The following is a 14,879-nucleotide window of genomic DNA, read 5'->3' on the forward strand; positions in this document are numbered from 1 at the left end:
ATGTCTCCTTGCATGTTTTGGGTCGAGTGTGCGCGTTGACGCTTACGGAAGGCTTACCGTAGCGCGCACGGGAGACTTGACCTACCTAGGGATTACGCGGAGGTTTCAGCAATGAGATCGGCCTGCTGCGCCTGCCACATGCGGGCGTACAGGCCGTTGCGCGCAAGCAGCGCCGAGTGATCGCCGATGTCGACGATACGCCCCTGCTCCATCACGACGATGCGATCGGCGCGACAAATCGCCGCAAGCCGGTGCGCCACGACGACACAGGTTGCCCCTGCGCGTTCGTGAGCGAGACGGCTGAGAATGCGGGCTTCGGTGAGCGCGTCGAGCGCGGCGGTCGGCTCGTCGAAGAGCAGCAACCGTGGGCGTCCCCACAAGGCGCGCGCGATGTTCACGCGCTGGCGCTCGCCACCGGACAGCCCCGCGACGGCGATCGTTTGCGGCACTTCTGCGACCGCCGTGACGCGTGTAAATTCGTCGCGAACGTCGTGAGCGTCGGGCAGCGCTGTGTCGGGTAACCCGGCCCGGTAAGCCACGTTCTCGAACACCGTCCGATCGAACAGGCGGCAGTCCTGTGTGACGAAGCCTGTCACGCGGCGCAGTGCTGCCGCAGAGGCGCTGTCCAGCGGATGTCCGTCGATATGTAGCTGCCCGTGCGTCGGCAATGTGAGACCGGCCATCAAACGCAATAACGTGGATTTGCCAGCGCCTGAAGGACCGACGATGGCCACGTATTCTCCCGGGCGGATGCTAAGGCTAACGCGCGCGACGATGGGCATCCCCTCGGCGGTATCGACACCGACCTGATCGAAGTGAATACGTGGGGCGTTTTCCGATGACCCACGCCGTGCCCCCATCTCACCGGCTTCCTCGTGAAGCGACGACCGCACCGGGCCACTCTGCTGCGTCTGCGCCACCGGGTCGCTCGCGGCATCGCGCAAATGTTCATCGACGCTCACCAAGGCCCTCGCCACCTGCGACACTAACGCCCCCAGCATCGCCGCAGGCAATGCAAATTGCAGCAGATACGCGTTGATTTGCACCAACGTGCCGACCGGCTCCGCGCCTCGCATCACATCACCAACTGCGAACAATGTCATGGCCGACACCCCGAGCGCCATGATCGCCATCTGACACGCGCTCGTGGCCTGCGCAGTAGCCGCCGTGGCAAGCGCCGCGACGTAGCGAGTGTGCAGCCGCTGCGACAGCCGCTCGATTTCGGCAGGTTCCTGCGCGAACGTCTTCACACATTCGAGTTGACCCAGCGTGTCGGCCAACGCGCCCATCGTGGTGCGTGAAATCTCGTTCGCATGCGCCTCTCTGCGTGTGACGCGCGCAAGCGACGGGCGCAACGTCAGCACATAAGCCCCCACGGTGACACCGAGCAGCACGCCATAGATCGCGCCGAAGTTGAGCGTCAGGATGATGCCGGTAGCGAGCACTTGCACGGCCAACGGCAGCAGACCGAACACCAACCCCGTCACAATCACGGGCAACGCCACTTCAACGCGAAAGAGACAATCGAGTGCCTGCCCCGCATTCACTTCACGCGCGCGATGGGCCGGTAAGTCGACGAGCCGCGACAAGTACCCCAACGCCGTGCGCCGCCGCAGGTCTTCCATGGCACGCTGAATCAGCAAGTCTTTGCCGCGCTCGCCGATGGCGGCGGCCGACCACAGCGCCACATATCCCACCGCCAACGGCATCGCGAAGCCTACGGCGCGCTCCCCCGTCAGGGCATCGACGGCAAGCCCAAGCACCCAAGGGGCCACCAGCCGCAACGCGAGCATCAACGCCGCAGCCAGTGCGGCTATCACCACCCAGCGTCGATGACGCGACGTTTGCGTCTCACGCGCCCATAACTTTATGAGGACGAAACCGAGCGCCCGCCAAGCGGCCTGTCGTGTCATACGGCGCCCGCGCGCCAACCGCGTACGAACATCTCGATGGCATAAAGGCGACGAATCGTCGTCATGGATTCGAGATGATGGTGTGCCATGCGGCCGATCGCACGGCGGCACGCGTCGCGGTCGATCCACCCGGACGCCGCGCAATAGCCATCGAGACAGACCTCCTCGACATGCGCCAGATTCGCGGCGGCGCCCGCCCCCACCATGCCCGTCAACACGCCCTTATCGCGCCGCCACACATTCGGCAGTCCACTCGCCAGATATGCGGCACGGCGCAACGGCAGCCGGTTATGAATGGCGTTGAACAGCCGATAGGTCGGCATCGCCAGTCCTGCCTCGACGACCGGTTGCGTGAGAAATGGGAACACCGTGCCCGCTGACGCCAGCGATGGCTGCACTTCCACGTCACGCAAGTTGCCGAGGATGCCCAGAATCTGTGCCCGCTTGCCGGGACGCATGCGTAACGCCCATCGAGATAGCCAGGCGGCCGCCAGCGGTTCCGTGCGCGGGGTATCGGCGATGCGGGCGGCTGTCGTCAGCAGCCCGGTCGAGAGCGCCGCATCGGGGTTCGCATGACGCTGACGAAGTTGCCCGAATGCGCCTTGCGCCACCGCCCACAACGGCAGCCGCTGCATGACGGCCAAGTCCCGCCATGCGCTGAACGCGCGCCGCCATTGCCCGTCGGCCAGTGCATCGACGAAGGCCCCGTTGGGCGGGGGAGCGAGAAAGATAGCGTCGCCGCCGTGTCCGTTCACGAGACGATGGCCATGGTAGTCACGCAATCGCTCACGCACGGCGTCGAGCTGCGCCAGCATGCACAGATGCAGCGCGGGGCGCGCAAGACGAGGAATCGCCGCCGCGGGCGAGAACGCGGTGCAATCGATATCGAGCCGCTCGAAGGCCATGCTCACGTGTCGCGCGACGCCCCCGGCATGATGCGACTCATCGCTCGACGGCGACGTCGGGTCGCGATGATTGATCGCCGTGCAGGCATGCGCACGGCCCGACTCCGCGAGTGCCAGCGCCAGCGATGTCGACTCCACGCCGCCGGAGAGCTCCAGCACCGCAGGCCGGTCGCCGACGCTACGCTCGACCGAGCGCCGTAACAGCCGCAGCACGCCCTCCCCTGACGCGACGTTCTGCGCTTCTTGATCCGGCATCCGCCACTCCGGCCACCACACTACGCGTGTTTGCGGTGCGCCGCGCTCAGGTATCCAGAGCGCGTGTCCCAGCGGCAGGCGCTCGACGTCGTAGAGCGCACATTGCACGCCGCCCAAATCGCCGTGCACGAGAAATGACTTCAACGCGAGGCTATCGAAGCTGGGATGTTCGTCCACGAGTGCCGCAGGGTCCGCCGCCAAATGCACGGCACCGTCCCGGCAGAAGCGGTAGTACGTCGGGCAATGTCCGCACGGGTCGCACAGCACGATCGTCGTACCGCGCCAACGATCGTGCACGATCACGCGGTAGTGCCCCCAGTAGCGCTGGACAAAGCGCTCGGGCGATTCAAGTGCCAGTCTCGCGACGTCCATCCCGGTGGACACTTCCCGCCCGTCTTCCTTGAGAAACAACGTGCCGCTGATGTACCACGCCAGCAATTCACTCTGCCCGCTCGAATGACGGCGTGTGCTGTCGACGCCCGGGCGAATGCGAGCAACTGGCGCGCCGTCGAGACCGCGCATCACCACCGCGTCGGGAAAAGGTTCGTGCCGCTCGGCGGGTCCCGGGCGTAGGCGGGCAAGTTTCATGGCTGGCTCCGTACTTGGATGGGTGAAGATTCGGAGAATCGATGCGCGCGCGGGGACGTCGTGCATCCATCGCGCGTCAGATGCGGCACTGCGACCGCTTAGGCCGGGGTCTCGTAGATCACGGCGAGTTGGTCGCGTCGGCGCAGGTCGTCGCCGATCACACGCGAATCGCTCTCGGTCCACGCGTGCGCATAGAACGGCTGACGCTGCACTCCGATTACCAGCCGGAGTCGCAGGCCGTCGCGCGCGCACCATGCGGCCAGCGCGGCATACCACGGCAGACACGGCGAACATTGCGGATATACGAGCGCGGCGCGGTGCATCGCCGCCACATAGGGCGAATAGTCTTGTGGCGTGCCGTACTGCGTTCGGTGATCGGCTTGCGCGCGCGTCACCATATCGACGACACCGTGCATTCGCGCGCGCCGGGTCACGCGCTGGGCCTGCCAGAGCCAGTAGCCTGCGCGCACGACATCGCGAACCCGCGGCACACGCGCCACATCGGCGGGCATCGCCAGCCAAGCATCGAACCCGCCGCGCGGTGCCAAATCGCGCGCCGCAATGCGAGTATCTGGTGTGGTGCGTGCCATCGGCGCCAAAATGCCCTGCGCCTCGAACATCGCCTGCGTGGCGAGCAGATCGTCGGCCGTGATGCCGACGTCATGCGGCCAGCCGATCAGTTGGCGCAACGCCTGCGAATGGTGATAGGAGAGATTGAAATAGCGGTCGTGCGAGAGGTTGAGCGCCACTACGTGCCGGTCGATACCTGCGATGTGGACGTCGGGTGCCAGATGGCGGAAAACCGGCGCGTCCGCACACGCGCCGGAGCCGATCAGTGTCGGGTCGGACACCTCAGGCATTGCTCCCCGTGACGGGTGGCAACGTGGGAATACAAAGCGGCTTGAAGCACAGCGGCAACAGCGTGATGCCCTCCGCGTCGTTGCCGAGTACGCCGCGCGTCGCATGCGTGGCATCCACCGAGGCGAGCAATTCGAGTTCGGTCACTTCTTTCGCCGTTGTCATGGCCTTATTCATTTAGCACCCCTTATTGAATGAATACGGACGACATCGTCCGCGTCTTCATCATAGGAAACGGGTAGCTGTGCATTGATGGGAATTTTCCGAACGGATGAGACGCGGCGGCGACGTCTTTTCGGTTTTCGGAGGTGGAAAGCAAAACGCCCGTGAAGGCTTCCTCACGGGCGTTTTGTTTGTGCGAGCGGCGCGATGGCCGCTCGTGATACTGGCTAACTGACAGCTTAGCGCTGTGCCGTCTTCGTCACCTTGGTCGGGGCCTTGGCGGCAGGCTTCGCTGCGGTCTTGGCGACCGTCTTCGCGGGGGCCTTGCTCGCCGACTTGGCCGGTGCCGCCTTCGTGTTCGACGCGACCGTCTTGGCCGACTTGGCGGCCGGGCGTTGGGCGACCACGCGAATCATCTTGCCGTTCTTGCCCTTCACCAGACGCGTGCGCGGTGCATCGTCGTCATCCTTGCTGGCTGCGGCCGGGGCTGCCGACGCGGCGAGCACGCGCGACGCATCCTTCACCGGCACGTGCAACACCAGCAGTTGGCCGCTGGTCAGCGTATCGCGGCGCAGGTGGTTCCAGCCCTTGATCTGCGCGACGGACACGCCGCTGCGCGATGCCACCGCGGCAAGCGTGTCGTGCTTGCGGGCACGCACCATCACCTTGCGGGTATCGGGCAGATCCGGCTCCAGCGCCAACACGGCGTTGGTGGCGACCGATGCGCTGATGTCTTCATCGATATCGTCCGAGCGCGGCACCAACAACGTGGAACCGGCCTTCAGGCGCATGCGCGGCGCAATGTTGTTCACCGAGCGGATCACGGCAGCGTCGACACCCAGCTTGCGTGCCACGTCTTCCGGGCGCTCACGCGACGCCGAGGTGTAGGTCGTCCAGCTCGAGAGCGGCTTGTCGTAACCCTTCAGACGCTTCTGGAACACTTCGGCGCTGTCGAACGGCAGCAGAATCTGCGGCTGTGCGGCACCGAGAATGACCGGCTTGCGGAACGACGGGTTGAGCGCACGGAATTCGTCGAGCGGCAGGTCGGCCAGCTTGGCCGCGAGCGCCACGTCGATATCGCGCTTGGTGGTCACGCTCACGAAGTACGGGTGATTCGGAATCTCGGGCAGCTTCACGCTGTAGAGATCCGGGTGCGCAATGATGTTCTTGATGGCTTGCAACTTCGGCACGTAGTAACGCGTCTCGGTCGGCATGCGCAGGCTCAGATAATCGGTCGGCAGCCCTTGCGCCTGATTACGGTCGATAGCGCGCTGCACATTGCCTTCGCCCCAGTTGTAAGCGGCGAGTGCCAAGTGCCAGTCACCGAACATCGCATAAAGCTTCGACAGATAGTCCAGTGCCGCCGTGGTGGAGGCGAGCACATCGCGGCGCTCGTCCTGGAACATGTTCTGCTTGAGGTTGTACGTCTTGCCCGTGCTCGGAATGAACTGCCACATGCCCGCGGCCTTGGCCGTCGAGAGCGCTTGCGGGTTGTAAGCACTTTCCACGAACGGCAGCAGCGCGAGTTCCGTCGGCATATGACGGCGCTCGAGTTCTTCAACGATATGGAACAGATACTTGTTCGAACGCTCGATCATGCGCTCGACGTATTCGGGGCGCTGCGCATACCACTGCGTGCGGTCCTGCGCGAGATCGGTATCGAGATCGGGGATGGCGAAGCCGTGGCGGATGCGGGCCCAGAGGTCGGCATCGTCGCTGCCGTAGGCCAGATCGTTGATCGAGTCGTTATCGAGGTCGATCGTCTGATCGCTCGACACACGTTGCTTGCCCTTGGCATTCGATGCGAGCGGCGACTTACTCTGCGCTTGGGGCGTGGAATTCGATGCACCTGTAGGTGGCGCTGTACTGGCACAAGCCGCCAGAAGCAGCGTCAGAAGCAAGCTAACGATAAGTCGCATTGATCGGGCTCGAATAGGGTGACATCTTCATGAAATTGGCAAGGATGTTAAGGAAACCCTTCGGATGCGTCAACCTTTATGCCTAAATTTTTTGCAAATTTACGCCCAAAATGCCCGAAAAATCAGGGTTATTCCTTAGATCGAACCTCCGATTTGTGAACGCTTCGCCACATGCGCTCCCCGCATTTTGCGCATATACGATGCCATCGATATGACACCGAAACATCATCGATGAGGCGATCAGACAAGGAGGAGCAGGCACGCGAGCAAGTGTCAACGCTCGGTTTAGAACAGAAGCCATGACACGTCAGGCTGTTGACAGCCTGACGTTCTCACGACTAGTACGCACGATTAGCGGAAGGTATCTTTCCAGCCGCGCACGGTGGCGAAGACGGCTTCGCGCGAAAGCGAAGTGCTGCCGGCGTGGATTTCGGCCGCGGCCACCACGGCGGGGGCATCGCTGCGCAGGAAGGGGTTGGTGGCTCGCTCTTGCGCGAGCGTGGTCGGCAGCGTGGGTCGCCCGGCCGCACGCAGTGCCGAGGCTTCGTTGTGCCACGCGGCGAGCGCTTTGTTATCGGGGTCGACGGCCAGCGCGAAGCGAATATTCGATAGCGTATATTCGTGCGCGCAGTGCACGAGCGTTGCTGGCGGCAATGCCACGAGCTTGTCGAGCGACGCGAGCATTTGGGCTGGGGTGCCTTCGAAGAGGCGTCCGCAACCACACGAGAACAAGGTGTCGCCGCAGAACAGCCGAGGCGCGTCTGCCGGGCCTGCGCCCAGAAAGTACGCGATGTGCCCCAAGGTATGGCCGGGCACGTCGATCACTTCGAGCGTCATGGCCGGGGCATCGATATGGAACGTGTCGCCGCCGTTGTGCGGGTGATCGACGCAGGCAATCGGCTCGTGCGCCGGGCCATGCACGGGCACGTCGAAGCGTTCGAGCAATGTATCGACGCCGCCCACATGATCGGCATGCTTGTGCGTGATGAGAATGGCGCGCAGCGTCAGTTTGTGCGCATCGAGATAGGCGAGCACCGGCGCGGCGTCGCCCGGATCGACCACGACGGCATCTTTGCCGTTGTCGACGACCCAGAGATAATTATCTTGGAACGCGGGAACCGGAAAGACGGTCAGTGTACCGGTCGACTGCCCGGTCACCGCATCTGCGTGCGCATCCATATATACTCGCCACCATGTCAGAACGTCCGATTATAGACTGGCCCGTTTGGCTCGTCTCACCGCCAGGCCGCTACGCGCTCGCATGGGAACAGGCCCTCTTCGATCAATGGGTCGGGGATCTGTTCGGCTATCACGCGCTGCAACTTGGCCGCCCCGAGCTCGATACGCTGCGCGAGAACCGCATGCCCTACCGGGGCCTCGTCCTCACCGCGCCGCGCGGCGCGGAAGCCCCGCCACTCATGACCAAGGCGGCCAGCGACACCACCGATACCACTATCCTCACCGGCAACGGCTCGTGCGAGAGCGCGTCGCCCGTCATGCCCGAGATGGTCACGCGCGACATCCTTGTCAGCCGCTTCGACGAGTTGCCCATTGCGACGGCGAGTACCGATCTCGTCGTGTTGCCGCATGTGCTTGAATTTGCTGAAAACCCGCACGACATTTTGCGTGAAGTCGAGCGCATTCTCGTGCCCGAGGGGCAAGTGATCATCACCGGTTTCAACAATTTGAGTCTGTGGGGCGCGCGCGAAGAATTGGGCAAGTTGGCCGGTGCGCCGTTCCTGCCGCCCGGGGCCGATCTCATTGCCTTCACCCGACTTAAAGACTGGCTCAAGCTGCTGTCGTTCGACATCGACCGCGGCCGTTTCGGTTGCTACCGCCCGCCGCTGCGAGGCGAGCACTGGTTGCAACGATTCGACTTCATGGAGCCGGCCGGCGACCGCTGGTGGCCGATCTTCGGAGCGCTTTACGCGGTGCGTGCGGTCAAGCGCGTGCGCGGCATGCGCTTGGTCGGCAAAGTACGCAAGCGTATACTCGGCCTCCAGCCGGCTGCGGCGCCGGTGGCCACGCCCAATACGACGCATCGCAAGATTGCCGAAGTGGCCGACCTGCCTGATTGATTGTTTGAGAGATGACCTTGCCGCAAGTTGATATCTATACCGACGGTGCCTGCAAAGGCAATCCCGGCCCCGGTGGCTGGGGCGCCCTGCTCGTCGCGGGGCAACACCGCAAGGAAATGTTCGGCGGCGAAGCCAACACGACCAACAACCGGATGGAGCTGCTCGCGGTGATCCGCGCGCTCGAAGCGCTGAACAAGCCCTGCCACATCGTGCTTCATACCGATTCGCAGTATGTCCAAAAGGGCATCAGCGAGTGGATTCATGGGTGGAAGGCGCGCGGTTGGAAAACCGCCGCGAAAGAGCCTGTGAAGAACGCCGACCTTTGGCAGTTGCTCGATGCCGTCTCGCAGAAGCACGACATCGAGTGGCGCTGGGTGAAAGGCCACGCGGGCCACCCGGGCAACGAAGCCGCCGACCAGTTGGCCAATCGCGGCGTCGAGAGTCTGCGCGGGGCGTAAGCCCTGCCCTTCCTGCGTAGATTCTGGCTGAACACCCGCCCCGCGCAGTACGCCAATTCCGAAACATACCGAACACCATGCGACAACTTATTCTCGATACCGAAACCACTGGCCTGAACCCCAGGACGGGTGACCGCCTGCTGGAAATCGGTTGCGTGGAACTGGTCAATCGCCGCCTGACCGGCAACAACCTGCACTTCTATATCAACCCTGAGCGCGACAGCGATCCGGGCGCATTGGCGGTGCACGGCCTGACGACCGAATTCCTCTCCGACAAGCCGAAGTTTGCCGACGTCGCCGAAGAGCTGCGCGAGTACTGCCGTGGTGCCGAGATCATCATTCACAACGCGGCGTTCGACTTGGGCTTTCTCGACATGGAATTCAGCCGCCTGGGCTGGCCGCCGTTCATGGAGCATTGCTCGAGCCTGATCGACACGCTGCTGCGCGCCCGCGAGATGTTCCCGGGCAAACGCAACTCGCTCGACGCGCTTTGCGAACGCCTTGGCGTGAACAACGCGCACCGTACGCTGCACGGCGCTTTGCTCGACGCGGAGTTGCTCGCCGACGTGTACCTGGCCATGACGCGCGGGCAGAAGAGTCTGGTGATCGACGCGGGTGACGACGACGAAGAAGGCGGTGCGCAACGCGAAAAAATTTCGCTGCGTCAGTTCGAATTGCCGGTCGTTCAGGCAGCGGCTGAAGAAGTCGCACTGCACGACGGCGTCCTCAGCGAGATCGACAAGGGGATGAAAGGCACGTGTGTGTGGCGCACCGAACCGGCGCCGCCGGAAGGCGAAGCGGCACCCGCTGCGTGAGCCGGTAATTTTTGCGATTTTTTCGCAAGAACCCCTTCCCAAGCGCAACAAACGTCCCTATAATTGCTGTCTTTGCTGCTTGCGAGTCATCGCAAGAAACGGCGTGAAGTGATCGAGAGATATCGTCACGGCGGCAGCAAAAAAGATTAAAAAGAAAGGTTGCAGACTTCTACGAAAACAGTTAAAGTTCTGCTCCTGATTGCGAAACGAAAGCTTCAGCAATCAACACTAAGTCATTGATTTAGTTAATGATTTGGGTGGTTAGCTCAGCGGTAGAGCACTGCCTTCACACGGCAGGGGTCACAGGTTCAATCCCTGTACCACCCACCAGTATTTCAGGCTTTTCCGACTCAGCGGTGAGTCAGTCCCCGAGACGGAAAAGCCCTCCTCCGAAATACTGATTCTTGCGCAACTCCCTCTCGCGCAATTTCATTCCCAAGCATCACCAAAGCGAATCAAAACGTCGTCAAACGCGTTGTTGCGCTTGCTTTTTCGCGACGATCCGTTCGCATTTTTCGTTTCACGCCCACCGGCGAACCATCGCATGCGCCGCTTCGCCCGTTCCGCGCGTCCGCCGCAAGGGCCGAGTGCCGCATGCTGCGGGCGTTTGCACGGTCCGACGGGGGCTATAGGGCAAGTCTTATATAAGACCTAAGCCTTCACATTACGAAAAGGCATTTCAGTTTTGCCCCCGACCCGTGTCACAATCAGGGAAATTCGCACATGGCTACCGGGCTGTTTCCAGTCGGCGGCGTTCCCCCACCTTTTCCTGATTCTTGGATTCGAGACTTCGCGATGAGTAAGCAGCAACCCAGCATCATCTACACCCTGACCGACGAAGCTCCGCTTCTGGCCACGAGCTCCTTCCTCCCGATCATTCGTACGTTCACCGCGCCGGCCGGCGTGGCGGTCGACACGAGCGACATTTCGGTCTCGGGCCGTATCCTCGGCGAGTTCCCCGAGTTCCTGACCGAAGACCAGCGCGTGCCGGACAACCTGGCCGAACTGGGCCGTCTGACGCAAAACCCGGACACGAACATCATCAAGCTGCCGAACATCAGCGCTTCGGTGTTCCAGCTTCAGAGCGCGATCAAAGAATTGCAATCGAAGGGCTACAAGGTGCCGGACTATCCGGAAGACCCGAAGACCGACGAAGAGAAGGCGATTCAAAAGCGTTACTCGAAGTGCCTCGGCTCGGCCGTGAACCCGGTGCTGCGTGAAGGCAACTCGGATCGCCGCGCCCCGCTCGCCGTCAAGAACTACGCCAAAAAGCACCCGCACAGCATGGGCAAGTGGAGCATGGCTTCGCGTACCCACGTGGCGCACATGACGCATGGCGACTTCTATCACGGCGAAAAGTCGATGACGATCGATCGCGCCCGTGACGTCAAGATGGAACTCGTCACCAACAGCGGCAAGACGATCGTGCTCAAGCCGAAGGTCTCGCTGCTCGACGGCGAAATCATCGACAGCATGTTCATGAGCAAGAAGGCACTGTGCGAGTTCTACGAAGCACAGATGGAAGATGCGCGCGAGACCGGTGTCATGTTCTCGCTGCATGTGAAGGCCACCATGATGAAGGTTTCGCACCCGATCGTGTTCGGCCACGCCGTGAAGATCTTCTACAAGGACGCCTTCGAGAAGCACGGCAAGCTGTTCGACCAACTGGGCGTGAACGTCAACAACGGCCTGGTCAATCTGTACGAAAAGCTCGAAACGCTGCCGAGCACGCAGCGCGAAGAAGTCATCCGCGATCTGCACGCGTGCCATGAGCACCGTCCGGAACTGGCGATGGTCGATTCGGCCAAGGGCATCTCGAACCTGCACGCGCCGAACGACGTGATCGTCGACGCTTCGATGCCGGCCATGATCCGTATCGGCGGCAAGATGTGGGGTGCCGATGGTCGTCCGAAGGACACCAAGGCTGTGATTCCGGAAAGCACGTTCGCGCGTATCTATCAGGAAATCATCAACTTCTGCAAAACCAACGGCAACTTCGACCCGACCACGATGGGTACGGTGCCGAACGTGGGCCTGATGGCGCAGAAGGCAGAAGAGTACGGCTCGCACGACAAGACGTTCGAAATCGCTGAAGACGGCGTGGCGAACATTGTCGACATCGCGACCGGCGAAGTGCTGCTCTCGCAAAACGTGGAAGCCGGCGACATCTGGCGTATGTGCCAGGTCAAGGACGCCCCGATTCGCGACTGGGTGAAGCTCGCCGTGAACCGCGTGCGTAACTCGGGCATGCCGGCCGTGTTCTGGCTCGACCCGTACCGTCCGCACGAAGCCGAACTGATCAAGAAGGTCGAAACGTACCTGAAGGATTACGACACCAACGGTCTCGATATCCAGATCATGTCGCAAGTGCGCGCTATGCGTTACACGCTGGAGCGCGTGATCCGCGGTCTGGACACCATCTCGGTGACCGGCAACATTCTGCGCGACTACCTGACCGACCTGTTCCCGATCATGGAACTGGGCACCAGCGCCAAGATGCTGTCGATCGTGCCGTTGATGGCCGGTGGCGGCATGTACGAAACGGGTGCTGGCGGTTCGGCACCGAAGCACGTCAAGCAACTGGTGGAAGAAAACCACCTGCGTTGGGACTCGCTCGGCGAATTCCTGGCGCTGGCCGTGTCGCTGGAAGACCTGGGCATCAAGACGGGTAACGAGCGCGCGAAGATTCTCGCCAAGACGCTCGACGCTGCTACGGGCAAGCTGCTCGACAACAACAAGGGTCCGTCGCCGAAGACTGGCGAGCTGGACAACCGCGGCAGCCAGTTCTATCTGTCGATGTACTGGGCACAGGAACTGGCCGCTCAGAAGGACGACGCCGAGTTGGCCAAGCAGTTCGCACCGCTGGCCAAGCAACTGACCGAAAACGAGAAGACCATCGTGGGCGAACTCGCCGACGTGCAAGGTAAGCCGACCGACATCGGCGGCTACTACAAGCCGGACTTCGCGAAGCTCGATCAGGTGATGCGCCCGAGCAAGACGTTCAACGCTGCGCTGGAAAGCGTCGCCAAGGCGTAATAGCGGCACAGCGAGGCAGGCGCGAGCCTGCGTGACACCGAGGCATGGGCGGCTCTGACGGGCTGCCCAACCGCTACCGGCATCACAACATCGCAAGTAGCAACAAAAAAGCCGGCAATTGCCGGCTTTTTTGTTTGTATCGTCACCCGATCAGTGCCGGGTAACGATGACCTACAGCCACCGCATCAGCGGTTGACCTGTTCCTTCGATTGCGTGAGTGCCAGCACGGCACCCAGCGCAAGGGCCGCCGACACGCAGTACATGCCTGCGTTCGTGCTTTGCGTCACGTCCTTGAGCCAGCCAATGATGAACGGGCTCACGAAACCGGCCAAGTTACCGATCGAGTTGATCATGCCGATGGCCGCCGCCGCCGAGCCGCCCACGAGCAATGCGCTCGGGTACGTCCAGAACACCGGCATCGTGGCGAGCATGCCTGCCGTACCGATCGACAGCGCGACCATGGCCAGCGGCACGTTATTGCCCCACACCGTGCTCAGATACAGGCCAACCGCGCCAGCGAACGACACGATCGCGAAGTGCCAACGACGCTCACGCGTACGGTCCGAGCTACGAGCCACGGTAATCATGCTCACCACGGCGCAAGCGTAGGGAATGGCCGTCAGCAGACCGACGTCGAGTGCATTCTTCACGCCGCTAGCCTTGATCAGCGTCGGCAGATAGAAGCCGATACCGTAGAGGCCCATCATGCAGCAGAAGTAGATCAGCGCCATCAGCCACACGCGGCCGTTGGTGAACACCGAGCCGATCGAGTGTTGGGCCTTGCCAGCGCTGTCTTGGGCGATGTTGTTCTCGAGAATCGTCTTCTCTTCGTCCGTCAGCCACTTGGCCGCACGAATGCCGTTCGGCAGGTACATCAGCGTGACGACGCCGAGGATCACCGACGGAATGGCTTCGATAAAGAACAGCCATTGCCAGGCAGCCCAGCCGCCCACACCGTTGAACGCCGCGAGAATCCAACCCGAGAGCGGGCCGCCGAACACACCGGCGATAGGAATGCCGATCATGAACAGCGCGTTCATGCGGCCACGGCGCTGTGCCGGGAACCAGTAGGTGAGGTACAGCACGATGCCCGGGAAGAAACCGGCTTCGGCCACCCCGAGGAAGAAGCGCACCAGATAGAACTGCGTGGGCGTCTTAACGAGCAGCGTTGCGGCCGAGAGTACGGCCCACGTGATCATGATGCGGGCGATCCAGCGGCGCGCACCGACCTTGTGCATGATGATGTTGCTCGGCACTTCGAAGAAGAAGTAACCGATGAAGAAGATGCCGGCCCCCAGACCGTACACCGTCTCGCTGAACTGAAGATCGTTCAGCATTTGCAGCTTGGCGAAGCCCACGTTCACGCGGTCGAGGTAGGCCGCGACGTAACACAGGAACAGGAATGGCAACAAACGCCAGGTGGCTTTCGCGTAGGCTTGCGCCTCGATTTCGCGCGTGCGTGCGCCGGTATTGGTACCGCTAGCGATAGTACTCATGGTCTCCACTTCGATCGTTGGCTGCCCTCGCAGCCAAAACTGCTACTGCAACGCTGCCCACGGACCACTCGCACCGATCACGCCGCCTTACCCACTCGACTGCTCTCTCAGACCGCACGATTCTCGTGTAATGGGAATACATCACACGGGGTCCGGAGGCATTGTCTCCGGACGTCGCGCCTCGGCCGGATAGGCCGGTGCGCCACGGTTCTCACCCTGCCATCCCCTTTCGTTTTTGGGAGGCCGGCGCGATTGTAAACCATCGAGCGCCGCTCGACTTCGAGCACTGATTCAGTCAATGGTTATTTTCCGAAAGCGTATCTGGCTTCATGTGTCGCAACAATGTGACGCATTGCGTGCGCTGACATTGCCCGTCATTCGCGTCGCTGTCAGCCA

The 14,879-nt window shown here is 62.1% G+C and carries 11 protein-coding genes and 1 tRNA gene; 5 read left to right on the plus strand and 7 right to left on the minus strand.

Annotated features, from left to right (window positions below; genetic code table 11):
* Window positions 1-92: 92 nt before the first annotated feature.
* The 6 genes from PPN31114_RS20770 to gloB all read right to left on the minus strand — a co-directional run bounded on the left by PPN31114_RS20770 (window position 93) and on the right by gloB (window position 7,779).
* Complete coding sequence (locus tag PPN31114_RS20770; RefSeq protein ID WP_174988295.1) at window positions 93-1,823, minus strand: ABC transporter ATP-binding protein; 1,731 nt, start codon at window positions 1,821-1,823, stop codon at window positions 93-95.
* A gap of 86 nt (window positions 1,824-1,909) precedes the next feature.
* Window positions 1,910-3,661, minus strand: a complete 1,752-nt coding sequence (locus PPN31114_RS20775; RefSeq protein ID WP_174988298.1) for an asparagine synthase-related protein — start codon at window positions 3,659-3,661, stop codon at window positions 1,910-1,912.
* 98 nt (window positions 3,662-3,759) lie between these two features.
* A complete protein-coding gene (locus PPN31114_RS20780; protein ID WP_174988301.1) occupies window positions 3,760-4,521 on the minus strand; it encodes a lasso peptide biosynthesis B2 protein in 762 nt (253 codons plus the stop codon).
* Window positions 4,514-4,696 (minus strand): hypothetical protein, encoded by a 183-nt coding sequence (locus PPN31114_RS26225; protein ID WP_174988304.1) that lies wholly within the window; start codon window positions 4,694-4,696, stop codon window positions 4,514-4,516. Before PPN31114_RS26225 ends, PPN31114_RS20780 begins: the two co-directional genes overlap by 8 nt.
* 224 nt (window positions 4,697-4,920) lie before the next feature.
* Window positions 4,921-6,600 (minus strand): transglycosylase SLT domain-containing protein, encoded by a 1,680-nt coding sequence (locus PPN31114_RS20785; protein WP_150681414.1) that lies wholly within the window; start codon window positions 6,598-6,600, stop codon window positions 4,921-4,923.
* 351 nt (window positions 6,601-6,951) lie between these two features.
* On the minus strand, window positions 6,952-7,779 hold the full coding sequence (gene gloB / locus PPN31114_RS20790) for a hydroxyacylglutathione hydrolase (RefSeq protein WP_150681415.1): 828 nt from the start codon (window positions 7,777-7,779) through the stop codon (window positions 6,952-6,954).
* Window positions 7,780-7,793: 14 nt separating this feature from the next.
* Between gloB and PPN31114_RS20795 the strand changes: the two genes are divergently transcribed.
* The 5 genes from PPN31114_RS20795 (at window position 7,794) to PPN31114_RS20815 (ending at window position 12,987) form a co-directional block, all read left to right on the plus strand.
* Window positions 7,794-8,678, plus strand: a complete 885-nt coding sequence (locus tag PPN31114_RS20795) for a methyltransferase domain-containing protein (protein ID WP_150681416.1) — start codon at window positions 7,794-7,796, stop codon at window positions 8,676-8,678.
* Window positions 8,679-8,689: 11 nt separating this feature from the next.
* Window positions 8,690-9,136, plus strand: coding sequence for a ribonuclease HI (rnhA, locus tag PPN31114_RS20800; RefSeq protein ID WP_150681417.1), 447 nt, complete (start codon window positions 8,690-8,692; stop codon window positions 9,134-9,136).
* 77 nt (window positions 9,137-9,213) lie between these two features.
* A complete protein-coding gene (gene dnaQ / locus PPN31114_RS20805; protein ID WP_150681418.1) occupies window positions 9,214-9,951 on the plus strand; it encodes a DNA polymerase III subunit epsilon in 738 nt (245 codons plus the stop codon).
* A 255-nt stretch (window positions 9,952-10,206) separates the two neighbouring features.
* Window positions 10,207-10,281: transfer RNA gene (locus PPN31114_RS20810), tRNA-Val, on the plus strand.
* A gap of 465 nt (window positions 10,282-10,746) precedes the next feature.
* Window positions 10,747-12,987, plus strand: coding sequence for an NADP-dependent isocitrate dehydrogenase (locus PPN31114_RS20815; protein ID WP_150681419.1), 2,241 nt, complete (start codon window positions 10,747-10,749; stop codon window positions 12,985-12,987).
* A gap of 185 nt (window positions 12,988-13,172) precedes the next feature.
* Here PPN31114_RS20815 and PPN31114_RS20820 read toward each other — a convergent pair whose 3' ends face one another.
* A complete protein-coding gene (locus PPN31114_RS20820) occupies window positions 13,173-14,483 on the minus strand; it encodes an MFS transporter (RefSeq protein WP_150681420.1) in 1,311 nt (436 codons plus the stop codon).
* Between the last annotated feature and the right edge of the window lie 396 nt (window positions 14,484-14,879).

It is taken from the genome of Pandoraea pneumonica (assembly GCF_902459645.1).
GTDB classification, from domain to species: domain Bacteria; phylum Pseudomonadota; class Gammaproteobacteria; order Burkholderiales; family Burkholderiaceae; genus Pandoraea; species Pandoraea pneumonica.